18 protein-coding genes are annotated in these 24,321 nt (G+C 55.7%); 3 read left to right on the forward strand and 15 right to left on the reverse strand.

The window, feature by feature from the left end:
* Window positions 1-312 precede the first annotated feature (312 nt).
* The 6 genes from ispF to VFA09_18260 form a co-directional block, all read right to left on the reverse strand.
* Window positions 313-789 carry a 2-C-methyl-D-erythritol 2,4-cyclodiphosphate synthase gene (ispF, locus tag VFA09_18235; protein ID HZU69221.1) on the reverse strand — a complete coding sequence of 159 codons (477 nt, stop codon included), beginning with the start codon at window positions 787-789 and terminating at the stop codon, window positions 313-315.
* On the reverse strand, window positions 789-1,508 hold the full coding sequence (gene ispD, locus VFA09_18240; GenBank protein HZU69222.1) for a 2-C-methyl-D-erythritol 4-phosphate cytidylyltransferase: 720 nt from the start codon (window positions 1,506-1,508) through the stop codon (window positions 789-791). The genes ispF and ispD overlap by 1 nt, the downstream gene beginning before the upstream one ends.
* 7 nt (window positions 1,509-1,515) lie before the next feature.
* On the reverse strand, window positions 1,516-2,676 hold the full coding sequence (locus VFA09_18245; GenBank protein HZU69223.1) for a PIN domain-containing protein: 1,161 nt from the start codon (window positions 2,674-2,676) through the stop codon (window positions 1,516-1,518).
* A 288-nt stretch (window positions 2,677-2,964) separates the two neighbouring features.
* The gene (gene radA, locus VFA09_18250; protein ID HZU69224.1) at window positions 2,965-4,377 is read right to left on the reverse strand and encodes a DNA repair protein RadA; all 1,413 of its coding nucleotides are present in this window, start codon (window positions 4,375-4,377) and stop codon (window positions 2,965-2,967) included.
* Window positions 4,378-4,449: 72 nt separating this feature from the next.
* Window positions 4,450-6,990, reverse strand: a complete 2,541-nt coding sequence (locus VFA09_18255) for an ATP-dependent Clp protease ATP-binding subunit (protein ID HZU69225.1) — start codon at window positions 6,988-6,990, stop codon at window positions 4,450-4,452.
* Between the two features lie 279 nt (window positions 6,991-7,269).
* The gene (locus VFA09_18260; GenBank protein HZU69226.1) at window positions 7,270-8,829 is read right to left on the reverse strand and encodes a S1 RNA-binding domain-containing protein; all 1,560 of its coding nucleotides are present in this window, start codon (window positions 8,827-8,829) and stop codon (window positions 7,270-7,272) included.
* 516 nt (window positions 8,830-9,345) lie between these two features.
* Here VFA09_18260 and VFA09_18265 point away from each other — a divergent pair.
* Entirely contained in the window at window positions 9,346-9,969 is a 624-nt protein-coding gene (locus VFA09_18265; protein HZU69227.1) for a CoA pyrophosphatase, read from the forward strand.
* A 150-nt stretch (window positions 9,970-10,119) separates the two neighbouring features.
* The gene (locus tag VFA09_18270) at window positions 10,120-10,539 is read left to right on the forward strand and encodes a hypothetical protein (protein HZU69228.1); all 420 of its coding nucleotides are present in this window, start codon (window positions 10,120-10,122) and stop codon (window positions 10,537-10,539) included.
* Window positions 10,540-10,610: 71 nt separating this feature from the next.
* On the opposite strand, the gene VFA09_18275 is transcribed toward VFA09_18270, so the two are convergent.
* The gene (locus VFA09_18275; protein ID HZU69229.1) at window positions 10,611-11,558 is read right to left on the reverse strand and encodes a P1 family peptidase; all 948 of its coding nucleotides are present in this window, start codon (window positions 11,556-11,558) and stop codon (window positions 10,611-10,613) included.
* A 398-nt stretch (window positions 11,559-11,956) separates the two neighbouring features.
* Here VFA09_18275 and VFA09_18280 point away from each other — a divergent pair, with 398 nt between their 5' ends.
* A complete protein-coding gene (locus VFA09_18280; GenBank protein HZU69230.1) occupies window positions 11,957-13,066 on the forward strand; it encodes a HoxN/HupN/NixA family nickel/cobalt transporter in 1,110 nt (369 codons plus the stop codon).
* A gap of 4 nt (window positions 13,067-13,070) precedes the next feature.
* Here VFA09_18280 and rpe read toward each other — a convergent pair whose 3' ends face one another.
* The 8 genes from rpe to VFA09_18320 all read right to left on the reverse strand — a co-directional run bounded on the left by rpe (window position 13,071) and on the right by VFA09_18320 (window position 24,317).
* Window positions 13,071-13,736 (reverse strand): ribulose-phosphate 3-epimerase, encoded by a 666-nt coding sequence (gene rpe / locus VFA09_18285; GenBank protein ID HZU69231.1) that lies wholly within the window; start codon window positions 13,734-13,736, stop codon window positions 13,071-13,073.
* Window positions 13,736-14,482 carry a 6-phosphogluconolactonase gene (pgl, locus tag VFA09_18290; protein HZU69232.1) on the reverse strand — a complete coding sequence of 249 codons (747 nt, stop codon included), beginning with the start codon at window positions 14,480-14,482 and terminating at the stop codon, window positions 13,736-13,738. Before pgl ends, rpe begins: the two co-directional genes overlap by 1 nt.
* 137 nt (window positions 14,483-14,619) lie before the next feature.
* On the reverse strand, window positions 14,620-15,894 hold the full coding sequence (locus VFA09_18295) for a glucose-6-phosphate dehydrogenase assembly protein OpcA (GenBank protein HZU69233.1): 1,275 nt from the start codon (window positions 15,892-15,894) through the stop codon (window positions 14,620-14,622).
* An 83-nt stretch (window positions 15,895-15,977) separates the two neighbouring features.
* Window positions 15,978-17,528 (reverse strand): glucose-6-phosphate dehydrogenase, encoded by a 1,551-nt coding sequence (zwf, locus tag VFA09_18300; GenBank protein ID HZU69234.1) that lies wholly within the window; start codon window positions 17,526-17,528, stop codon window positions 15,978-15,980.
* Window positions 17,529-17,761: 233 nt separating this feature from the next.
* Entirely contained in the window at window positions 17,762-18,907 is a 1,146-nt protein-coding gene (gene tal / locus VFA09_18305) for a transaldolase (protein ID HZU69235.1), read from the reverse strand.
* Window positions 18,908-19,170: 263 nt separating this feature from the next.
* Window positions 19,171-22,077 (reverse strand): DNA mismatch repair protein MutS, encoded by a 2,907-nt coding sequence (mutS, locus tag VFA09_18310; GenBank protein ID HZU69236.1) that lies wholly within the window; start codon window positions 22,075-22,077, stop codon window positions 19,171-19,173.
* Between the two features lie 13 nt (window positions 22,078-22,090).
* Window positions 22,091-23,593 carry a hypothetical protein gene (locus VFA09_18315; GenBank protein ID HZU69237.1) on the reverse strand — a complete coding sequence of 501 codons (1,503 nt, stop codon included), beginning with the start codon at window positions 23,591-23,593 and terminating at the stop codon, window positions 22,091-22,093.
* The gene (locus VFA09_18320; GenBank protein ID HZU69238.1) at window positions 23,586-24,317 is read right to left on the reverse strand and encodes a hypothetical protein; all 732 of its coding nucleotides are present in this window, start codon (window positions 24,315-24,317) and stop codon (window positions 23,586-23,588) included. Before VFA09_18320 ends, VFA09_18315 begins: the two co-directional genes overlap by 8 nt.
* Window positions 24,318-24,321 lie beyond the last annotated feature (4 nt).

Here is a 24,321-nt window from a genome sequence, read left to right on the forward strand (position 1 = left end):
CGGGAGCGACGGCCTTTTGTCGCATCCGCGGTTATTTGTCGACGTTGCGCAAGCAGGGCGTGGATCTGCTTTCTGCTTTGGAGGCCACGTTGCGCGGTCATCCTGTCCTTCCTTCATTTCAGACTACCTGAGTAGTTACAACGAATATTAAAAGAAAAGATAACCTTAGTGACGACATACCGTTGTCATCAGTAGGTGTTAAACTATTACTATCGAAGAAAAGGAGATTACTATGAACCATAAACAACAGATAGGAAGCGGCAGGAGCCAGGCCCTTTCGCGTTTGGGGATTGAAACTGGGGATTGAAACTGTTAATTCTCGATCAAAGCCACGGCATAGCAGGCAATTCCCTCCTGCCGTCCAGCAAACCCCAGTCCATCGGTTGTGGTCGCCTTCACGCTCACCTGCTCTACCTGAAGATGTAAGTGTTCGGCCAGGTGCGCGCGCATTGCCTGTAGATAGGGGACGAGCCTGGGGCGTTCGGCCACAATGGTCGCATCGATGTTGCTGATTTTCCATCCATGTTGTCGTAGCAGGTCGCGGGTATGGTCAAGAAAGAGGGAACTGGGTGCATTTTTCCAGCGCTCATCGTGTGAAGGAAAGTGGCGGCCAATATCGCCGAGCGCCGCCGCGCCTAGCAGCGCATCCACCACAGCATGGATGAGCGCATCCGCGTCAGAGTGTCCGGAGAGGCCACGTTCGTAAGGAATAGTCACGCCACCCAGCACAAGGGGACGGCCAGGCGCGAAGGCGTGAACATCGTAGCCGCAGCCAATTCTCATCGCCATTATTGCGCCTCTCCATCCATTGCGTCTCGTTGTCGCAGGAGCGCCTCCGCGATAACCAGGTCTTCTAGCGTCGTAATCTTGATATTCGTGTAGGCGCCGGGAAAAATAGCTACCGGCTGTCCCAGGCGTTCTAATAGCGCTGCATCATCGGTGACATCCGCTTCGGCCTCTGGTGCGTGATGGGCGGCATATATAAGCGGGAAAGAGAAAACCTGCGGCGTCTGCACAGCCCATAGTTGCGAGCGATCAAAAGTCGTATGCACCATGCCCTGCCGCACCTGCTTAATCGTATCCTTGACAGGCACACCGGCAATCGCTGCTCCATGTTCCTGCGCGGCTCTCAGTCCCGTCTCCAATATAGCGGGCGAGACCAGCGGCCGGGCGCCATCATGAATCATCACCCAGTTGCATTGAGGCGTCGCCTCTACCAACATCTCAAGTCCTGCGCGTACCGAATCCTGCCTGCGCATTCCACCCACCACAAGGCCATCAATTTTACGCCAGCCTTCTTGCTGGCAGAGCGCCTCAGCACCGGCAATACGCTCTTTGGAAAGCACAAGCACGATAGCATCTATGACATCCGAAGCTTCAAACACATCGATCGTGCGTGCCAGCGTAATGCGCCCGGCCAGAGGCATCCAGAGCTTATCGCGGCCCTCCATGCGGCGGCTCGAACCGGCGGCGACAATAACGGCTGCAACCCTGTCCTGTATCGTCATAGTTTGATTAGTATTGCTTTGATTTTGCGGAAGGTTGCGACGACAGATTATTGCCACCGCCGGTCTGTTTTGGGTGCGCGAAAATCATGCGACCGGCAACCGTTTGCAGCACACGCGTCACGGTAACCTCGATGGTCATATTCATATACTGCCGCCCGCCCTCAACCACAATCATCGTACCATCGTCAAGGTAGCCAACGCCCTGCCCCAACTCCTTCCCATCCTGCATGATTTTGATATAAATGTCCTCGCCTGGAAGCAGCACCGGCTTGACAGCATTTGCCAGTTCATTGATGTTGAGCACCTTCACACCCTGTAGCTCGGCTACCCGGTTGAGGTTAAAGTCGTTGGTAATAATCGGACAATGCCAGTCCTGGGCGAGTTTTACCAGCTTACTATCGACCTCGCTGATACCCTCCACGTCGGCATCTGTAATTTCGATAGGCACAGTCGTATCTTTTTGCAGGCGGTTGAGCATCTCCAGCCCGCGCCTGCCACGATTGCGCCGCATAGCATCAGCTGAATCGGCAATGCGTTGTAATTCATTCAACACAAAGCGGGGTACCACCAGGACGCCGGAAACGAATCCCGTCTGGCTGATATCGGCAATACGCCCATCAATAATCGCACTGGTATCCAGCAGAATCCGCGTGACCGGCTGGAACTCCGGAGTTGTACTCGGTTTCTCCTGGTCCTTGCGGCGATTGTTCTCTTTATCATGCTCCTCATCCCCCCGGTCGCGCTCCCTCGAACGCCGGGGAAATAAACCGGATTGGAAGAGGTGGGCCATCTCGTTCTTGCGTTGTACGGCCAGCGCCACGCCCAGGAAGCTAAAGACCACCGCTCCCACAAAAGGCAGCACATGCCCCAGGTTAGCAGGCAGATTGGCGAGTGGAATGGCAAGCAGCACTGATATGATGAGCCCGACAATCAAGCCGATCACCGCCGCGATCAGGTCGCTGGCCGATGATTCGCGCATCCAGCGATAAGGGACAACCGTGATATAAGGGGTTATGATGAATGCGACAACGGCGCTGCCGGCGGCAATGCCGACCATCCACCACAGGTGCGGTTGTGGAAACTCCGTCCGGTCCAGGAAGTAGAGTCCGACGACGACGATAATAGCGACGAGAAACCCGATGATGCGGGCAATAGTTTTTGCAGACATCCCTTCATCCTCCGATTCGGTGCCGTTTTGTTGAGATATGCACCGGCAAGGGGCGGCATGGGGCAGGAAATCGCGGCGAAGGCAGTGATGATGAAGATGATGAAGGATAATAGCATGATAATGATACCTTTACTGCCGTCCTGAACCATAAAACGCGCCCGTTTTGATCTAAAAAGACGTTATAAAAACACCCTGACAAAAAATGAGTATACACTGTACAGACGCAAGAATCAACACCCGTGTTTCGCCCGTTTCGCCCCCCTACGCGTCCTTACTCAGTATTACCTTCTAGTGTAACGCAACTTCTATCGCAACTGCAAGTGAACTAGAAGCGAAAATTTCAAAATCCGCCGGGAGTCCAGCATCTTGTAATTCGCTGGCCACATTTGCTCCCCCTCCCGCCTTGGGGATGATGCAGCGTTTGAAACCGAGTTTGGCAGCTTCACGTATGCGCAGGCCGAGGCGATTGACCGCCCGTAACTCGCCCGAAAGTCCAACTTCACCAATAAGCGCCAGGTCGGGTGGAATGTGTTTTTCGCGGTAGCTCGAAGCAATCGCAGCTGCGATTCCCAGATCGATAGCCGGTTCCTCCAGGTTGAACCCGCCCACCACATTGGCGTAGACATCGTGACTACCGACCGCCAATCCCACTCTTTTGGTCAGCACGGCGAGCAGCATGAGCAGGCGGCTATACTCGATGCCGTTGGTAGTGCAGCGAGCATTGCCAAAATTGCTGGGGGTGACGAGCGCCTGCACCTCTACCAGCAAGGGGCGTGTTCCCTCCATGCTGACAACGACCGCGGAGCCGGTAGCTCCAACAGCGCGGTCGGTCAAGAAAATGGCCGATGGATTGGAAACCTCTGCCAACCCATCCCCATGCATCTCGAAGACGCCTACCTCATGGGTTGCGCCAAAGCGATTTTTGACGCCGCGCAGCAACCGGTACGTGTGATAGCGTTCGCCTTCGAGATAGAGGACGGCATCTGCTATGTGTTCCAATGCTTTTGGGCCTGCCACAGTTCCCTCTTTGGTGACGTGGCCGATGATAAAGATGGGGGTTGCGGTATTCTTTGCCAGTTGCATCAATTGTAGCGTGCATTCTCGTACCTGGCTGATGCTGCCGGGCGCCGAGGTGAGGTGGCCGGAGAGGACAGTTTGAATGGAATCGACCACCACGAGCGAAGGTTTGAGGCGTATGACCGCGTCGGCAATCGTTTCAAGTTCAATAGATGCCAGCAGGTAGAGCCGCTCACCACTGATATCCAGCCGCTCGGCTCGCATCTTGACCTGTTCAATCGACTCTTCTCCTGAAACATACAGAACAGGGCCGGTAGTCGCGGCAATGCTGCCCGCGACTTGCAGCAGCAGGGTGGATTTGCCGATGCCAGGCTCCCCCCCAATCAGAATCAGTGAGCCCGCGACCAGCCCTCCGCCCAGCACGCGGTCCATTTCAGGGTATCCAACCGAGATACGTTCCTGGGCTAGTGGCTTGATATCGGGCAAAATAAGCGGAATCTGGGTGCCCTGGGCGATAGAGGAACCGCCCAATGCTGCTGGCCGTCGCTGCTGGACGGCGCTTTGCGGCGCCTCGGTTGTTTCTTCCAGGGTGTTCCATGCGCCGCAGTCGGGACATTTGCCCACCCATTTGCTCTGTTCGCCGCCGCACTGCTGGCAGACATATTTTACGCGTAGTTTTGCCATGACAATATATTCTTCTGTTAAGACAGAAAAACGGAAGCCCGCCGGGCTTCCGTTTCCCTATCTTGAATGGTATTATCCTTGCGCTGACTCGCTGCCCCCGTCGCTGCTGCCAGCAGAGAGAGCGGCTTCGGGCGAGGCAGATGCAGGTGCGGGCAACTGCTCGATGCGATTGCGCACTTGCAGTACGAGGTCATCATCAATAACAACCCCTTCCACCAGGTCTCCCGGATGGAATTTGCCCTGCAAGAGGCCTTCTGCCAGCGGGTCTTCGACCATCCTCTGAATGGTGCGGCGTAATGGACGCGCCCCATACTGCGGGTCAAAACCTTTTTCGATCAAGAAATCCTTGGTCGCCTGCGGGATCACCAGCTCCAGCTGTTGCTCGGTCAGTTGCATGCGCACCCGGTTGAGCAGCAGGTCAACGATGGAGTACATCTCCTCGATGCGCAGCGAATGGAAGACGATGACTTCATCGATACGGTTCAGGAACTCAGGTTTGAAGGTATTCTTCAATTCGCCAAGAACCTTCGACTTCATCGCCTCGTACTCGCTCTGGTTGACCTTCGCCTTATCCTTGGACTGCTTGAACCCGATGGACGCTTCCTTGTTCAACAGGGCAGCGCCAACGTTCGAAGTCATAATCACAATGGTATTGCGGAAGTCTACCGTGCGACCCTTGGCGTCGGTCAGCTTGCCATCCTCCAGAATCTGGAGCAGCATGTTGAACACGTCAGGATGCGCCTTCTCAATCTCATCTAGCAGGATCACGCTGTATGACTTGCGACGCACGGCCTCGGTGAGCTGACCACCCTCTTCATAACCGACATATCCAGGAGGGGCACCGACAAGACGTGCCGCGGCATGACGCTCCATGAATTCCGACATGTCAATTTTAATGAGGGCCTCTTCACTGCCGAACATAAATTCGGCCAGGGCCTTTGCAAGCTCAGTCTTACCGACACCCGTTGGTCCCATGAAGATGAATGATCCAATGGGGCGTTTGGGGTCCTTCAGACCGGCACGCGCGCGCCGTACCGCGCGAGAAATTTTCTCAATCGCCTCGTTCTGCGCAATGACGCGGGCATGCAGTGCCTCCTCCATCTGGAGCAACCGCTGCGACTCCTCCTGGGCGATGCGCATAACGGGGATACCGGTCCACATCGAAACGATCTGGGCGATTTCCTCTTCGCCGACGGACGGCTTTTCACTGCCGCGTTCGCGATGCCAGCCCGATTCGAGCTTGGCGATGCGGTCGCGCAGTTTCACCTCGCGGTCGCGCAGTTCCGCGGCCAGTTCATACTCTTGTTGCTGGATGGCCTGCTCTTTTTCGCGCAGCACCGACTCCAGGCCCTTCATCGCCTCTTTGAGGTTAAGGGGAGCCAGGGAGTTCTGCATGCGCACGCGGCTGGCCGCTTCGTCGATCAGGTCAATGGCCTTATCAGGCATGAAGCGGTCGGTAATGTAACGGCTGGCCATTTCAGTGGCCGCCTTAAGCGCCTCATCTGTAATAATCAGGCGATGGTGCGTCTCGTAACGCTCGCGAATGCCCTTGAGGATTTCAAGCGTCTCCTCGATTGAGGGTTCGCGGACGATGACTTCCTGGAAGCGGCGTTGCAAAGCGGCATCACGCTCAATGTATTTGCGATACTCGTCAAGCGTGGTTGCACCGATGCATTGCAGTTCGCCACGCGCCAGGGCAGGCTTCAGAATGTTGGCGGCGTCAACTGCACCCTCTGCGGCGCCGGCGCCCACCAGGGTATGTACTTCATCAATGAAGATAATACAGTCACGACTATTGCGAATCTCTTCGATGATCTTTTTCAGGCGCTCTTCGAATTCACCACGATACTTGGTTCCTGCTACAAGCGAACCGACATCCAGTGTCAGCAGACGTTTCCCGGCCAGTGTTTCGGGGACCTCGCCGGCAACGAGACGTTGTGCCAGGCCTTCGACAATAGCCGTTTTACCAACACCAGGCTCACCAATAAGTGCGGGGTTGTTCTTATTACGCCGTGAAAGTATTTGAATGACTCGCTCGATCTCTTGATGACGCCCGATGACAGGATCAAGCGTTCCTGCGCGAGCCGCGGCCGTAAGATCGATGCCCATCTGATCAATCGTGGGGGTTTTGGAGTGCTTGGCGTCACGCTCGTGTTGCGCGCCTGACTGGCTAAGCACCTGGATCGTCTGCGTGCGAACCTTCTCCAGATTTACGCCGAGGCTTTCCAGCACACCTGCGGCGATGCCTTCACCCTCGCGAACCAGACCGAGCAGAAGATGCTCTGTCCCAATATAGTGATGATTCAGGCGGCGAGCTTCATCGACGGCCAGCTCGATCACCTTTTTGGCGCGTGGAGTCAGGCCGATCTCGCCAAGCACGATGCGATCTCCGCGGCCAATGATAAATTCAACGGCGCTGCGAACCTTGTTCAATTCAACGCCCAGATTACTCAATACTTTAGCAGCAACGCCTTCGCCCTCGCGCACAAGCCCGAGCAGAAGGTGTTCTGTCCCGATGTAGTTGTGTTGGAAGCGCTGGGCTTCCTCTTGAGCCAGGCTCAGGACTTTCCTGGCCCGCTCCGTAAACTTATCAAACCTATCTCGATCGTTCACCTGTTTGTCACCCCCCTTTCAGTGGCAGAGGGTGGAACCGAGCCCTCTGTGATGCTCAGGTAAAGCGTATGATTCATGATACAACACCGATCACTTAGCGTCAAGGATAGCAAATCCTATATCCCTTCTTTATATTCCAACACGCTTTTATTCACGTTGAAGGTTCAACTTTCTTACCGTCAAACAATCGACCTCCTCACCGCAATACATTAGTGTATGAGCAGTGGGAGGTCGTGCGATCAACTGTTCAGGTGCAAAAACATGACGAACGAGTAGTGACTACTCTTCCGTGTCCTCCGTTTCCTCCTTGGAACGCTGCCGGGCAGCTGCGCGAAATGCTTCAGCCATAGCAGTTGTTTCGCCTTCGTCTTCCATTGGCAGGTTGCCGAGTAGCCGGTTCTCGTTGGTGCGTTCCTGCCGTTCGCGTCGCTCACCCCTGCTTTCGCGGCGTGAGGATGGACTCGTTTCTTTTTCTTTCTCCGCCGTTGGAGGGGTACCTTCTGGACGTACCGGTAAATCTTCTAATGTCATCCCTGCCAGGTCGCTCGCAGCATTGGGAGCGGGAGCCTCAGCCTCTCCAGCCGGTGCCTCGGCAGTTGTCTCTTTGGTATCCAGTTCATCAGCCTGCCGCAGGCTCAGACCAAGACGGCGCCGGTCCGCGTCAATGCGCAGGATACGCAGTTGGAGTTGCTGTCCCTCGTGCAGATTGGCCTTGGGGTCCATACCGGGGGTCAACTCTGACAGGTGAATCAGGCCCTCGATGCCATCCTCGATACGGGCAAATGCGCCAAACGGAGCGATCTTGGTAATGGTGCCCGTTACCACCTGGCCCACCTTGTAGCGCTGTTCCACCGTCGTCCAGGGATCGACCTCGGCGCGTTTGATCGACAGGGCAATCTTTTTCTTGTCCTTATCGACGCTGAGCACCTGGACTTCCACCTCCTGGCCAACTTTGAGTACTTCACTGGGATGATTCACGCGGCTCCAGGCCAGCTGGCTGATATGCACCAGGCCATCGGCCCCTCCCAGGTCGATAAAGGCGCCGAAATTCGCCAGGTTACTCACTATGCCGCGCCTTATGTCACCCGGCTTCAACTCGTCTAACAGCTCCTCGCGACGTCTCTGCCGCCATTCCTGGACAGCCAGCCGCTCTGAAAGAATCAGGCGGTTGCGCGCCCGGTTGATCTCAATGATTTTGAGCTGCAGTTCCTTATCTTTCATGCTCGCCAGCTTGGCCGCCGTCTCCTGATTATCGCCGCCCGAAGCGACCTCTTCGCGCTTCAGGTTAAGAATCTGCGAGATCGGCACGAATCCCCGGATGCCCGACACATCGACAATCAGGCCACCCTTGTTGTAATCGATGACGCGGGCTTTGAGCAATTCGGCGTTCTTGTACTGTTCCTCGGCAATGCGCCATTGGCGTTCGGCGTTGGCTCGCTTCAGTGAGAGCAGGGCATGTCCATCCGGCGTCTCCGGCTGGATCACATACACCAGCACCTTATCATTGAGGTGCAATTCGTTGAACGAGCCATAGCCACTGGCCGGCAGCTCTTTTGTCGAGAGGACGCCTTCCGATTTGAGGCCGATATCGACCAAAATCTCGTCCTGATCAATACGCACGATCACGCCCTCTACGACATCGCCGCGTTTGATGTTGATGGGCGTCGTCGATTCTGCCAGCAACGCTGCCATATCGGTGATTTCGCCCATATCTTCGGAATTCATGTTGTTGTTTTGCTCTGCTGGGTCGTTTCCTTCGTCGTACATCGTCTGCACCCGTCCGCTTTTAAAATTTGCCGCTGGCATTGTCGAAAGGTCGCCGTGCTTTCGTACTTGCATGGGTAAAATACCCCCTTCGATCCACGGTATTTCCCATCCGTTGAGGCATCCGCCCATCCCACTGGACGTGTACTGTAGTTTCGCAATCCTCTTTCGGGTCTCTTACCCGCCGAAGGTGACGAAAGGGTCTGCACACCGGAATCCTGGGGATGCGTCATTGGATTTGGGTTTATCGGAGGGGCTGCTCAGGCTGAGATTAATCTATACATTCAGTCTCGTATGCATCATTGCCATCGAGACCGATCCAGGTAACTTTTGACATTTGCCTACAAAACGGTCATACGATACATCGCTCGCAGACAGGTAAGCCGTGTTATGGTCATAATTAGAACCCAAGCACAGAATACCCCCACTCGATGCTCTAATTATACCAAAAGCCCCCTCTAATTGCAAGACGCTACACAACCTATTTAGCAGTTTGCTCCGATGTTTTTTTATCAGCCACATTGTACCACAGGTAAGCAAGAAGTATCAATTGTTTTTGTTCGTCTCTATATGAGATTGAGGGAGCGTGACTTGTGCTACAATAGAACCATGAATTTACGCGACAGCTCTCAGGTCATCCCGGCCCTGCGTCAACGATTGGAGCCCCTTGAGCGCTCTAAAACATTGACGGATACCATCGAAGGTGCTCGCCCTGCCGCCCGCAAAGCGGCGGTACTCCTCGGACTTTTTGAGCAACATGAAGAAACATACCTGGCATTTATTCGCCGCTCTACCTCTCTTCGTTCCCATAGCGGCGAGATCGCCTTCCCCGGCGGCTCTGTCGATCCCACCGATACTTCACCGGCTATGACTGCCCTGCGCGAAGCCCAGGAGGAAATAGGCCTGGACCCATCACGAGCGGAAGTACTCGGCATTCTGCCTCCCGTCTTCACTGTTGTAAGCAATTTCTTGATCACGCCTGTCGTCGCCTACCTGGCTCAGGGACCTGGAACACTTCAATTGCAGCCCACCGAGGTTGATGAAGTGATACTCCTGCCTCTAGAAGGGCTTGCGAATCCTGTCATCCTGCATACCGAAGAATGGGAACGCGGCGGCCTGCGGCGAATAGTCTATTTTTATGACTACGGCCCATATCGTATCTGGGGCGCCACCGCGCGCATCTTGCATGAATTATTGGACCTCTTGCAAGCATAGCCAATAGTCATGGTTACCTTGAAATTCTCTGTCCGTTGACTACAATAGAGAAGGAATCCAGCAGTTGTATCAAATAGGTTCGTAGTGCGTTTCACGTAGATTGTCCTTTTGAGAAGCGGCAGCCCTGCCGGTTCATGACGGAGAAAAGTTGTGACATTGCCAGGTCCCGATCCTCAATCAGCGAGATTGCTGTCTCAACAATCACACTCGATACCACCAACCCATTCGATGCCTCCTGGTGTACCTCACCCCTTGCATCTCCCCACAACTCCCCAGGCTCCAGGTGGGCCTCCTACTGTACCGGCTACAGAATCTCTGCATAATGATATACCCTCACGAGACGAAGGTTTCGCGGATCACTCATGGAATCTGGCTACCGGTGGTTTAAAGACCTTGACCGCCAAGCGAGAGCTTCCGCCCGGCCTTGAGCGTCGTATGGCCGCGACCGGTAACTGGCAGGAAGCCGATACTACTACTCGCAGTTACACATTTGCCCTCGTTGTTCTGGCTTGTGTTCTCGTGATGCTGATTAGCGGAGGCATAGTCTTATACATGATGCTACAACCATAACTCTCCATTAGTCTTGAGCAGGCTCTGGATGAGTAACTACAGCTTCCTGGATACTGCGCGCAATGTCACTTTCAAGCGCTGGCGGCAGGCACCCCATGCAATGAAGTTGCACTGCGAACCGCTTTGACGATCGCTCGCCCAAGCGTAACAGCAGCCGCTTCACCGATCATACTGACCTGCAATGCCTGTGTTGCCATATCGCGTCGCGTTTGGGATGCTGGCCCCAACGCCAGAGTAAAAACCGTATCGCCATCAAACATCGTATGCGCCGGGCGAATAACCTGTGCCAGGCCATTATGCGCCATTTGCGCAACCTTATTGATATGTTCCTTACTGAGCGCTGCATTCGTTGCGATAACTGCGATAGTCGTATTGCCAAATGGGTTGAGTGACTGTAAATCCGCCTCCGTAGGTTTGCGCGTCCCCGCGATGACCTGTTGCGTCTGCGGATCAATCACATCGCCCGACGCGTTGACCACAACAATCGCCCCTACCAGCGTTCCATCAGGCAACTGCGTGCTGGCCGAGCCAAGTCCACCCTTCATCATGAAGAATGGACCCGCCATCTTACCCACCGTCGCGCCCGTGCCTCCGCCTACATTCCCCTGTGTAACGGCGCCAGCCGTGGCTTGCTGGCAGGCGCGATAGCCCGCCGCCGCGTCCGGGCGGATGCTGGCCGAGCCAAAGGCGAGATCGAAGATAGCCGCCGCCGGAACAATCGGCACGCGCGCCACTCCCGTATCAAAACCAATGCCCTGTTCTTCGAGGTAACGCATCACTCCACTGGCGGCATCGAGACCAAAAGTGCTCCCACCCGTCAGCAGCACCGCGTTGACTTCTTCTACCAGGTGCATTGGACGCAGCAGGTCGGTTTCGCGCGTGGCCGGCGCACCGCCGCGAACATCCACACCCCCCATCGCAGGAGTATCGCAAAGAATAACCGTACAGCCCGTACCCGCCTCCAGGTTGGTATCGTTGCCTACACGAATGCCTGGAATATCTGTGATATCGTCATGCATAGCTCTACTTTCCTTTCATTTCCACAAAGTAATATTTCCCCTACTCTCCTCTTGCTCGCTACCCATTAACTTGCTCTGCCTTTCTTTTGTCCTTATCCTACCATAAATCATTCCCTGGAAGACATGTAGAGTACCCATAAACAGCATTCCCCGCGTCTCTATCATAAATATGCGAACTGCTTATATCAACCAAATTCTTGCAACTGCGAAATACTTGCAATAAGTACTCTTTACAAGGTATACTCTAAACAGACGTTCAAGCTCAATTGTTGAGTAGATGCGTACCCATAATCCAACCATTGATCTTTGTAGTGCTTCGTAACGTAGTTCGTGTCATATTGAGTTTATGTTAACCATCCTGATGGGTCGTGGTACATATACTACCGCGAGGAGGATTTATGAGTAGCAATTTCAGTATTTCGGCGCTTAAATACGTCTTTAACGATAGCTCTCAAGAGATCCGGCGTAAAGTGATTGGCATCTATGTCTTGTTGATCGCCTTTAATCTTGCCGCCTGGGCTGTCGCATTCTTAGGTTTCTCTGTGCGCTATCCTGAACTGTTAGGGGTAGCGCTGCTGGCATATACCTTTGGATTGCGCCATTCAGTCGATGCCGATCACATTTCCGCCATTGATAACGTGACACGCAAACTGATGCAGGAGAAAAAACGCCCGGTCGCGGTCGGCTTTTTCTTTTCGTTAGGCCACTCCACCGTCGTAATTGCGTTAACAGTGGCAATTGCCATCGCCGCAACCATCATATCCACGGCGCTTCCTACGTTGAAGAGCGCGGGCGGGATTATCGGCACCTCGGTCTCAGCAGGCTTTCTATATCTGATCGCGCTCATGAATTTGTTGGTTCTGCTGGAAATCTTTCAAGCATTCCGCAGCGCCAGGCGTGGGGAAGAATATAATGATGTATCGCTGGAAGAGTTCTTGAACCAGCGCGGCTTGATGGGGCGTTTCTTCCGCCCCCTGCTCAAAATGGTGGATAAGAGTTGGAAGATGTACCCGGTGGGCGTTCTCTTCGGCCTTGGCTTCGATACCGCGACCGAGGTCGGATTGCTGGGCATCGCCGCGGCGCAGGCAGGCAAAGGACTTCCCATCATCGATATTCTGATTTTCCCGGCGTTGTTCACTGCTGGCATGTGCCTGCTGGATACGACCGATGGCATTCTGATGCTTGGTGCCTACGGCTGGGCTTTCGTCAAACCCATCCGCAAGCTGTACTACAATTTGAACATCACCCTGATCTCAGTGCTGGTAGCCTTCATGGTAGGCACGATTGAGGTAATGAGCATCATTGCCATGGAATTTAATCTGAGCGGCGGCATCTGGGATTATCTGGGAAATCTGGACTTCGGCTTTCTCGGTGGCATTATCATCGGCCTTTTCCTGTTCAGTTGGATAATCTCCACGATTATCTACCGCATCAAGAAATATGATGATATCGAGGTAAATGTCGCACCACCACAGCGGGAACTCACCGGAAGCGCTACCAGAGTGTAGCCTTCTACATCCCCGCCGGGATAGCGTTGCGCAGCCTTGCCATCGCCTGGGCCACGCTTTCGTGCTGGTTATAGACGGCAGAACCGGCAACCAGCAGATTCGCCCCGGCCTTCACGACGAGTGGCACCGTTGCCTCATGAATGCCGCCATCAACCTCGATATCACAATGCAACCCGCGTTCAGCAATCCTTCGGCGCAGGTGAGTGATTTTGGGCAGTGTTTCGGGAATAAATTCTTGCCCGCCAAAGCCAGGATTGACCGTCATGATCAGCACCATGTCGAGCAGCGAGAGGATGTCTTCGAGCATGAAGACCGGCGTTGAGGGCGTGAGGGCGATAGCGGCCATCTTTCCCGCCGCTTTGATCTGCTGGACAATGCGATGCAGGTGCGGACTGACCTCTTGATGCACGATGATGACATCGGCCCCGGCCCGTGCGAAGTCTTCAACATACTGTTCGGGATTGGTAATCATCAGGTGCGCTTCAAGAGGCAGCTTCGTGCAGCGGCGCACCGCCTCAACCACCATCGGCCCCATAGTGATATTCGGCACAAAGTGACCATCCATTACATCGATCTGGATGCGCTCTGCGCCTGCCGCTTCTGCCTCGCGCACCTGCTCGCCCAGGCGCGTGAAATCCGCGGAAAGAATAGAGGGCACTAATCCAATCATTAAACCTGTTCCCCTTTAGTTTGTAATTGCTGTGCCGCTGCCGTATCAATCATCCAGGTCACCTCGCCATTGGGTGGGCGCACAATCTGCGCGGGGTACTCATCGGGATTATATGGGCTTTCAAGAACGGCATGCACCGCCCCGGATTTGTCGCTGCCCGTTACCAGGAATAGCACGTTGCGAGCAGCGTTCAAGAGTGGTGGGGTGAAGGTCAAACGGTCAGGTGGCGGCTTGGGAACGGAAACCGGCATCACCAGGCGCTCCTGCTCATGTAACGAGGCCTGGTGGGGGAAAAGCGAGGCTGTATGGCCCTCCGGCCCCATGCCTAGCTGGATGAGATCGAATTCCGGTATACCGCTCGTGCCAAAAACACGCCGCATCTCATCCGCATATTCCCGTGAAGCAGCATCGCGGTTGGGCATATTGGCAGGCATGCGATGCACCTGAACCGCGGGAATAGAGATTTTGCTCAGGAGCACCTCGTGTGCCAGGTGATAGTTGCTCTCTTCATCGTCTGGTGGCACGCAGCGCTCGTCTGACCAGAAGATATGTGTCAGCACCCAGTCGATCTGGCCGCGGTACGGCTCATCGCCCAGCAGACCATACAGCTTTCGCGGCGTTGTGCCGCCCGACAAAGCAATGGTGAAGCGGCCACGCGCCGCAATAGATTCTCTGGCGACGCGCGCAATATATTGTGCTGCCTCCTGGCTAATCACATCGATATTCGGATAAATCGCAATATTCATGGATACATTGCTCCAATATTTCTTTTCGTCTGCATGGATTCTGCGCGCGGATTCTTCGCTGCACTCAGAATGACATCCCTGGGCGGATTCTTCGCTGCGCTCAGAATGACAGGTCTCCGAACCGGTTCGGAGACCTGTCATTCTGAGCGCAGCGAAGAATCTTCCAACAATCCAGCCACCTCGCGCAATATTTGCTCAAACAAGGAATCGTGGCTCAAGACCTCTAATTCGTTGTGCAGCAGTTCGCCCTCGTTGTGTACCGCCGTCAGGCTCACCAGGCGCTTGGAGCGGATTTCATGCCCCAGTTCGACCGAAGTGAATACATGCTCGGTATCCCCCGCGAGGCGAATCGTAAATGTCGCGCGTTTGTTCTCGATGTTGCTGGTCAGCCGCACGAGGCAGATTGAGCCGGGTCGCATTTCGGCCTGCACTTGTGGCCGGATCGAAATGCTTGCGTTCCCTTTCCCCGCCTTGCTTCTGGGCGAGGTAAGCAGGCGCGTTGAACGCGGTGATCGCTCCATCGTCCAGGAGTATGTGCCACCGGCAGTATCATGGTGGTTTCCCGTCGTATCAGCAGCTAGTTCCCAACCAAGGCGTGTCTTTAACCAACCCGCCAGCAGCAGCGCCCGCGCCGGATTGGGAGACACATCACCCTGCTCCGTGCGTACCTGGGCCATCAGAGGAATAACCGCATGCTCGATCTCTATCGCATTCACGCCTGCAAGGTAAGGTCGATACTCCGGTGTATCGAAAAATTGCGCAACCAGTTGTAGCCAGGGCGTAATGCGTCCCCAATTCAGATCGCTCAGCGCCGCATCAGGATAGGCATCAGGGAGTGCCGCAAGTGTATAGATATCCTGCTCTGGATTGAAAAATCCCGTTGAGTCAAAGATCACGCGATTGCTGATTTCCATCAGATTGTTGAAGGTGGGGTCTTTGATATCCGGTGGATCGCCCAACCACCACAGGTAGACCGGCAAATCCGGTTTGAGCAAAGGCTGCATAATATTGCCGATGGCCCGTATCGCGCTGCCCGTTGCCAGCACCGTCGTTTGCTCGAAACAGTGCCGCATCAGGTCTGAGAACATCGAGAAACAACGCAGCGTCACCCATGTCCACAGTCCATCAGGTTGTTCTTCGCTTTTATCCAGAATCAGGATAGCCACACGCGCCAGGTGCGTGCTTGATAGTTCGCGCAGTACCCTGCTGGCATGCTGCGCCGACTCGATATCGGGCGCGCAAATGACCAGGTTGAGAACGCTGGTGCGTACATTCACATTCTGCCCGGTACGCATATTGTCGGCAGATATTTTCCACAGCAGCGACAGTTGTGTCTCAACTTCCTCTATGTTTACTATTTTCCCTGCCCATGGTAAACGAACTCCCGGGCCTCTGGCGATATCATTCGTCATTCCCTTTTCCCTTGCATATGAAGAACACCCTTGTCCTTTCTCCACCATGTAGGGGCGTACCCGTATGGTCGCCCGCTGCCCGCTTATGGACGCCGCCACCTGCGATTATCGCGCCAGATGAACTCATCTGCCACCTGCGGACCCCACGAGCCAGATTCGTAGGTCGCAATCGTCTCTCGCGGCTCATTTTTCCACTCGTCCAAAATGCCCTGGATGAATGCCCATGCCGCCTCTACCTCGTCACGGCGCGTAAAGAGCGTTGAATCGCCCAGCATGCAATCAAGCAAAAGACGCTCGTAGGCCTCGGGCTGTTCCCTAAAAAACGAAGACCCATAAAAGAAATCCATGTTTACCGAGCGAATCTGCATCTCCGTGCCCGGCACCTTCGCCCCAAACTTCAGCGAAATGCCCTCATCCGGTTGAATGCGCAGCGTCAGCACATTCGGCTCAACCTGCCCATGCGCCTCGCTGCGTTTGAACAACATCAACGGCGCCTGCTTGAACTGGATCGCGATTTCACTCACCCGTTTGGGCAGGTGTTTGCCGGTGCGCAGGTAAAACGGAACGCCTGCCCAGCGCCAGCTATCGATGAACACCTTCAGCGCCACGTATGTCTCCGTTGTCGATGTTGGCGAAACGCCCGGCTCCTCTGTATAGCCCGGCACCTGGCGTCCTCCCACCCAGCCGGGACCGTACTGGGCGCGTATCGTCTGCGCCAGCACATCCTGCCCGACCAATGGCTGCAGCGCGTGCAGCACCTTCACCTTTTCATCGCGTACCGCGTTAGCGTCGAAAGCAATCGGCGGCTCCATTGCCACCAGTGTCAGCAGTTGCAGCACGTGATTCTGCACCATATCGCGTATCGCGCCCGACTCCTCATAGTAAGCGCCTCGACCCTCCAGGCCGATATTCTCCGCCACCGTGATCTGCACATGGTCCACATAGCGCCGGTTCCACACCGGCTCAAAAATCCCGTTCGCCAGGCGAAATACCAGAATATTCTGCACCGTCTCCTTCCCAAGGTAATGATCGATGCGGTACACCTGCTCCTCCCGGAACACTTTCGCCACCTGCCGGTTCAACTCGCGCGCCGAGGCCAGATCGTGTCCAAACGGTTTCTCGATAATAATGCGCGTCCATCCCTTACGACTCTTATTCAGACCCGCCGCGCCCAGATTCTGGATGATTTCGGGATACTGGCTTGGCGGCGTCGATAGATAAAAAATGCGATTGCCACCCGTACCTCGTTCATGATCAAGCGTATTGAGCAGCGTATTCAATTTCTCGTAACCTGCCGGGCTATGAAAATCCGATTGCAAGTAATGGATGCCCGCCGCGAAACTCTCCCATACCTGTGGGTTCACCGGCTTCTGGCGTGAATATTGATTGATTGATTCCAGCGCCTGTTCACGAAACTGTTCATCTGTATACGGGCGACGCGCGAACCCGACCACCGAAAAGCCCGCCGGCAGCGGCGTCTCAAGCGCCAGATTATACAGCGCCGGCAATAACTTCCGGTGCGTCAGATCGCCCGTCGCCCCAAATATCACCATCACGCACGGCTCAGGGCTATGTTTTATGCGCAGACCCTCCCTCAGAGGGTTAGGAGCCTCCACTACACTACGTTGAGGCATGCTTCATACTCTCCTTATTTCTCATTGGCTGTTCAGGGCGACCGCCAACCTGTACACCGGTGGTCGCCCCGGCCCCCCATTGTATGGCATCCTGTAGGGACAGCGCCTTATGGCTGTCCTTACCGCGATGCGATCATCACCCCAGACCCCACCTGTTGTCCTATCTCATGCATTTGCCCTTATACTCTTCCCACGGGAAGCGGCAGGAACCAGCCCCTTTCCTAAGCCCGTTTCTAATGCGCAACCTGCTGCGCGATTGCCTGCCGTTTCCCCTCAATCCCCTTGAAAAGCTCATGGAACGAATCGGCGAACTTTTGTACCCCCTCGTCCAGCAACTGCTGCATCACCTGGTCATAGTGAATCCCCACCTGCTCCAGGGCATCCAGTTCCGCCTTCGCCTGCGGAACGTCCTTATCGACCGTGCGGCTGACCCTGCCATGGTCGCGGAAATTCTCGATGGTCTCCAGCGGCATCGTATCCACCGTATCAGGCCCGATCAATTCCTCCGCGTACAGCACATCACGATAAGCAGGATTCTTCGTACTCGTACTGGCCCATAGCACGCGCTGCAGGTGCGCGCCGGCATGTTTCAGCGACTCAAAGCGCGGCGAATCAAAAATCTGTCGAAACTCCTGGTACACCACGCGCGCGTTAGCAATCGCCGCCTTCCCCTCCAGCGCCTTCAGCTTCTGCTGTTCCGCGCTGTCGCTCGTCGCCTGAATCTTCTCCTCCAGCAGCTTATCTACCAGCGTATCCACGCGGCTCACAAAGAAACTGGCAACCGAGGCAATGTGACTGATATCCTGGCCCGCGGCATTGCGGTCTTCCAGCGCCGAAATGTACGCGTTGGCTACCTGGCGATAACTATCGAGCGAGAAGATCAGCGTAATATTCACATTGATCCCCTCGGTCAGCGCCTGCCGTACCGCCGGAATGCCCTCCGGCGTCGCCGGTATCTTGATCATCAGATTCGGGCGGTCTACCATCTTCCAGAAACGGCGTACCTCCGCCAGTGTGCCCTCTGTATTATGCGCCAGCTCCGGCGAAACCTCCAGGCTCACAAAACCATCTTGCCGGTTCGCCTTCTCATAAATCGGTCGCAGCATATCCGCCACCGTCTGAACATCGCGAATCACCAGCGCCTCATAAATCTCATTCGAACTCTTGCCCGCCCGGATCAGTTCCGTCATCTGCTCGTCATACGCATGACCATGGCTGATCGACTTCTGAAAAATCGTTGGATTCGCCGTCACCCCGCAGATGCCATCCTCATCCAGCAACCGTTTGAACTGACCCGAAACCAGTTGTTCGCGGTCAATATTGTCATACCATGGGCTTTGTCCCAGCTCCTTCAATTGCAATAATGGATTCTGTGCCATATCCTTGTAACTCCTTTGATTGGTGCAATTCTCTCAAAAACTTCCTGAATATTCGTCCCCTTCATCATAGCACGTAACAGCTCACGCTTCAAATACAAGGATGCGGCGAGCGTGTCCTTGTGGTCGCCCGCCGCACTCCTCATAAGTTGGTCAAGGATTCTTCGCTGCGCTCAGAATGACATGCCCCCGGACACACCTGGCTGCCTCCGGGGGCATGTCATTCTGAGCGCAGCGAAGAATCCTTGAATGATCTCGCTCCTGGCTCACCCTCCCCGCGCCTTCCTCTGCAACTCATACAACTTCCCAATCGCCTCAATCGGCGTCAGCTCATCGATTACCAGGGACTTCAACTCTTCCACCACAGGATGCGATTCCGCCGCGAACAGCGTCATCTGCATCGCCATTGGTGTGGGCAGATCTTTCATCGCCTTGCGTCGCACCTTCGCATCTCCCTTGCGTTCGAGTTCTTCCAGTATCTCTTCCGCGCGATGGATTACCGGGCGTGGAATACCTGCCAGCTGCGCCACATGTACCCCATAACTCTTATCCGCGCCCCCCGGCACGATCTTGTGCAGGAACACCACGTGTCCCTCTTCCTCCGTCACCGCTACATTCAAGCAGCGCACACGCGGCAGCATCTTCGCCACCTCCACCAGTTCATGGTAGTGCGTCGCAAACAGTGTGCGCGCCCCGCACCTGCGGTTATTATGCAGGTATTCAACCACCGCGCGCGCAATCGCCAGCCCATCATATGTACTCGTCCCGCGCCCGATCTCATCAAGGATTACCAGGCTGCGCGGCGTCGCATGATGCAGAATATTGGCCGTCTCCACCATCTCAACCATAAACGTACTCTGCCCCGTCGCCAGGTCGTCCTGCGCCCCGATGCGTGTGAATATACGATCAACAATGCCAATCGTCGCCGCCTCAGCCGGTACATAACTGCCGATCTGTGCCATCAATGTAATCAAGGCCACCTGCCGCAAATACGTCGACTTGCCTGCCATATTGGGACCGGTAATAATCAGGATTTGCGCGTGAGCGTTAGAGAGTTCGGCGTCATTGGGAATAAACGGCGTCTCGCTCTGCGCCAGCTCGATTACCGGATGGCGCCCGGCGACGATATGAATGGTATCGCCATCATTCAACTGTGGCCGGCAATAATTGGAGCGACCGGCCACCTCCGCCAGGCTCAGGTACACATCGATCTCCGCCAGTGTATGCGCCGTGGCCAGGACGCGCTCCGCCTGCCCCGCGATATCGGCCCGCAATTGCGCAAACAACTCGCTCTCCAGCTTATTCATACGCTCCTGCGCGTTCAGCACCAGCGTCTCGTACTCCTTCAGATCGGACGTGATGTAGCGCTCGCCCGTGGAAAGTGTCTGTTTGCGCACATAATCAGCAGGAACACGGCTCAGGTTGGAGTTTGTCACCTCGATGAAATAGCCAAAAACCTTCGTATAGCCAACTTTGAGGTTCGCGATACCCGTGCGACGCCGCTCCCGCTGCTCCAATTCCGCGATCCATTGCCGCCCATCCTGTGAAGCGTGTCGAATCCTATCGAGTTCTTCGTTGTAGCCGGCTCGGATAACTCCGCCCTCGGCAGCGCTCAATGGCGGCTCATCCACAATCGCCCGCTCGATCAGCGCAATCGTATCCTCGTTATCCGCCAGCCCCTCGATCAACTGTGCCACCGACGGCATCGCCTGTTCCGCGTCGCCGGACAGACTTGCGCGCACCTGTGCTGCCGCCCGCAGTCCTGCTGCAAGCGCCACCAGGTCGCGTGGCGTCGCGATACGCTGCCGCACACGGTTGATGAGGCGTTCAATATCTCCCGCCTTCTTTAATCCTTCCACCAGCCGCGCCTGGGTCAGTGTATCGTTCAGCAGCTCGCCAATGATTTGCTGGCGATGTCGCAGAATCTCGATATTCAGCAGTGGTTGCCCAATCCAGCGCCTCAATAACCGGCCACCCATCGGACTGCGCGTCTTATCCAGCACCCACAACAATGACCCTTTCACCGAGCCGGTGCGCCCGCTCTCGAAGAGTTCAAGATTGCGCCGCGTGTGCGCGTCCAGCGTCATAAACTCGGAGACAAAATACGTTTCCAGCGAGGTCAGTTGGTGCAGCAACCCTTTCTGCGTCTCCTGTAAATAGGCCAGCACCGCGCCTGCCGCGCGTATTGCCAGCGGCAGGTGCGCGCAGCCAAAACCCTCCAGCGAGGCCACCTCGAAATGCGATAACAGGCGATGCCGCGCATCATCCTCCGTAAAATAGCGCGCATCATATGGCGTCACATGGCCGGCAACTCCCCTTAACACCTTCGCCAGCGGCGCGTAGTCATCCTCCTCGTCCTCATCCTCGTCGATACTATTGATCTGGCCCTTTTCCTTGCCAGACGCGCCCGCGTCATCCTCAAGTTCCTGTTCCTCGTCAGGCCCTCGTTCTTCATCCTGCCCATAGGTTTTCCGCGTCGCAGCGAGTGCCGCCTCAACATCCGCGTGCGGATTCCCGTTGCTGCCCACCCTCGTCACCGTCTTCTCACTCATCACTGCCGCCAGCCAGCGCCGTTTGCGACTCTGCGCACCTTGCCGGCTGTAGCGCGCCTCCACAATCACCTCCGCCGGCCCCACACGGGCGATCTCCTGTTGCAGCGCTATCTCCGGTTCGGGCGTGCCAAACTGCGTCACCGCGAACTCGCCCGTCGTAATATCCACATATGCAATTCCCACTGCATCCCGCCCCACCACCACCCCTGCCAGGAAGTTATTGCGTTTTGCCGCCAGCATCGCCGGGTCAATCACCGTGCCCGGCGTCACGATCCGTATCACCTCGCGCTCAACCAGCCCCTTAGAGAGCGCCGGATCGCTCGTCTGCTCGCACACCGCCACGCGATAGCCCTTGCTCACCAGCCGCGCGATATAGCCATCTGCCGCGTGATGGGGAATGCCCGCCATGGGAGAGTACTCGCCGCGGCCAAAATCGCGCCTGGTCAGCGCCAGCTCCAACTCTCGCGCCACAATCTCCGCGTCATCATCGAACATCTCATAAAAATCGCCCATGCGAAAGAAGAGGATAGCATCTGGGTGCTGGCGCTTGATCTGCAAATACTGTGCCCGTACAGGGCTATGCTGCTGTGGGTGCTCCTTCAGATACTCTTCGAATAACACGTCTTCTTTTTCCTCACCTTCCCCAGATCCTCGCCAGCAGGCGCCAGATGAAATGAGACCTGGGCTTCGGTTCATCCTCCCGCGCTTCTGCCTGCTCCTCAATCATCGTTGCTTCGGGGGGATTCTGCCATTCCCACCAGACCGTTGACGTGTTCACGCCCGTCGCAGGCTCCTCTCTTGTTGGAGCATCCTCTGCAACAACTGTATCTGCTTGCTCAGAAAAATCTTCCACTTCTTCAGACTGTTGGGCTTCTTCAAGCTCGTGCGGTTCGCCATCTCTCTCCTCTACGACCGCCATTTCAGCAGGAGCGGAATATTCCCGTATCTCTGCCTCTCCAGCATCGGGGGATGTAACTTCTTCAGCAGAAAGAGGGTCTGCCATACGAGGAAATTCCTGGATGAGCGGCTCCTCGCTCTCCTCATCCCTATCTCCGGTACTGATCATTTCCTCCACAGGCGCAAATTCTTGCAGCGCAGGCTCTTCGCTCTGCGTATCGTCACTCTCGCCGGAGAGCGTTTCCTCCACAGGCGCAAATTCCCGCACAGTTGGCTCCTCATCGACCGGCGTTGAGGCATTCTCCTCCTCTGTCGCAGCTTCAGGCGCAATATATTCCTGTATATCCATTGTATGGGCGTACCCTTGAGGTCGCCCTTCCACCTGTTCTTCTGCTGGTTGCCCTTCCACCTGTTCGCCTTGCGGTTGTCCCTCCGCTTGTTGTTCTAGTGGTTGCCCTTCGAACTGTTCGCCTTGATGGTGCTCTTCCGCCTGTTGTTCTAGTGGTGGCCCCTCCACCTGTTCACCTTGAGATTGCTCTCCCACTCGGCTTTCGCTATCCGGTGTTTCTATCGCCTCTTCAACAGTTGCATCGCCCGATTCTGCCTGTTCTATCGCTTCAGGTTCAGCGTGTTCAGCAGCGAGTGTTTGTAACTGGGCAGGTGTAATCGCCGGTCGTTTCTGCGTGATGTCAAGCAGTGCATCCCCGTATTCCTCTTCCTCCCCATCTCCGGCCAGCTTCGCCAGCAGCAGTTCCTCCGCGACCCCTTCTTCATCCGTGGGCGAGGGCGAGCTAGTCTCCGTTGTTTCAGGCTGTTGGAGCAACGAATCGAGCCAGTCGTATGCCCCCTCCAATGCATGCCTGCACCAGTGCTCATAATCGTCGCTCATGAAGTTTTCCAGCTGCTCGCAATAATCCAGGCGCTGCATCGTCAAATCCAGCCAGGCCTCGCCGCGTTCCAGCATGCGGTCGAGCAGGTCATTATCCGCAACGCCATTCGCCTGCAGCCGTGCCAGCGCCGCCAGTGCCACAGCAGATGGCCGCGCCTGCTGTATCAATTCAGCATTCGCCTCGATCTGTCGCTGTTTCTCAGCAATTGCCTCGCGCAATTTCATCACCTGCTGTCGCAGTGCCCACCGCGAGTAACTGGCATAGAACTCCTCGACATCCTCCCGCTTCAGACTCGCGTACAGCTCATCGAGTTCTTTCTGCCCTATTCTGTCTGTTGCGTTCTCATTCATCTGCGGCGCCCTCCTCAGAAGTGGCAGAATCCGCCTCCTCAGCTGCTTGTGCTGCTAATTGCTTGCGGCGCTCTATCCAGCGCCGCACCAACTCATCCGTCCGCAGGCTCTCTGAAGCGTCGAAGATATCTGTATTGGCCGCGGGCTTGCGCAGCCACCAGGGGACCTCCTGCTGGGGATCAGTTTGTGCATGCTGGTCGAAAAAGCCCTGCATGTCTTGAGGCAGCAAAACCATCTCGCTATCAGGTGTTGCCGCCCTCGTCTGTCGCTCCATAAAGGGTGTACCTTCCACAGGCCCAGATTGTGGCAGCCACCCCTGGCTCATTACCGGTGTGGCAAGAATACCTCCATTCTCTGCCTGCCTGCCCTTGCCGCTCGCCGCCCCCTCGGAACCGGCCCTTTCAACGTGCCCATGCTCCTCAACCGGCCCCATAGTATGCGCGCGTATATCATGTGCGAACCCATTTCTGCCCGATCCAGCTTGCTGGGAGAATGTTGAGGGAAGCCCTTGCATACCCAATGCCAGCAAACGTATCACCGTATTGTGCGCTGAAATCGTCGCAGACTGCTGTGGTATCTCGCCATTGGCAGCTGCTTCCACCTCCTGCGCATCAACACCCATCGACTCCTGCAAGTGAGCCAGTTCGCTCTCGAGCCTTTCTAATTCGCTCCTCAGTTGCCGGTCAATTTCCTGGTAGTGCAGCCATTGCTGGTATTGGCCCATGTTC

It is taken from the genome of Ktedonobacteraceae bacterium (assembly GCA_035653615.1).
In the GTDB taxonomy this organism is placed as follows: Bacteria; Chloroflexota; Ktedonobacteria; order Ktedonobacterales; family Ktedonobacteraceae; genus DASRBN01.

Excerpts from the sequence above, each read along its gene's own strand:
- ispF (HZU69221.1), bottom strand. The coding sequence starts at position 789 with ATGGCGATGAGAATTGGCTGCGGCTACGATGTTCACGCCTTCGCGCCT.
- ispD (HZU69222.1), bottom strand. The coding sequence starts at position 1,508 with ATGACGATACAGGACAGGGTTGCAGCCGTTATTGTCGCCGCCGGTTCG.
- VFA09_18245 (HZU69223.1), bottom strand. The coding sequence starts at position 2,676 with ATGTCTGCAAAAACTATTGCCCGCATCATCGGGTTTCTCGTCGCTATT.
- radA (HZU69224.1), bottom strand. The coding sequence starts at position 4,377 with ATGGCAAAACTACGCGTAAAATATGTCTGCCAGCAGTGCGGCGGCGAA.
- VFA09_18260 (HZU69226.1), bottom strand. The coding sequence starts at position 8,829 with ATGCAAGTACGAAAGCACGGCGACCTTTCGACAATGCCAGCGGCAAAT.
- VFA09_18275 (HZU69229.1), bottom strand. The coding sequence starts at position 11,558 with ATGCATGACGATATCACAGATATTCCAGGCATTCGTGTAGGCAACGAT.
- VFA09_18280 (HZU69230.1), top strand. The coding sequence starts at position 11,957 with ATGAGTAGCAATTTCAGTATTTCGGCGCTTAAATACGTCTTTAACGAT.
- rpe (HZU69231.1), bottom strand. The coding sequence starts at position 13,736 with ATGATTGGATTAGTGCCCTCTATTCTTTCCGCGGATTTCACGCGCCTG.
- pgl (HZU69232.1), bottom strand. The coding sequence starts at position 14,482 with ATGAATATTGCGATTTATCCGAATATCGATGTGATTAGCCAGGAGGCA.
- VFA09_18295 (HZU69233.1), bottom strand. The coding sequence starts at position 15,894 with ATGACGAATGATATCGCCAGAGGCCCGGGAGTTCGTTTACCATGGGCA.
- zwf (HZU69234.1), bottom strand. The coding sequence starts at position 17,528 with ATGCCTCAACGTAGTGTAGTGGAGGCTCCTAACCCTCTGAGGGAGGGT.
- tal (HZU69235.1), bottom strand. The coding sequence starts at position 18,907 with ATGGCACAGAATCCATTATTGCAATTGAAGGAGCTGGGACAAAGCCCA.
- VFA09_18315 (HZU69237.1), bottom strand. The coding sequence starts at position 23,593 with ATGAATGAGAACGCAACAGACAGAATAGGGCAGAAAGAACTCGATGAG.
- VFA09_18320 (HZU69238.1), bottom strand. The coding sequence starts at position 24,317 with ATGGGCCAATACCAGCAATGGCTGCACTACCAGGAAATTGACCGGCAA.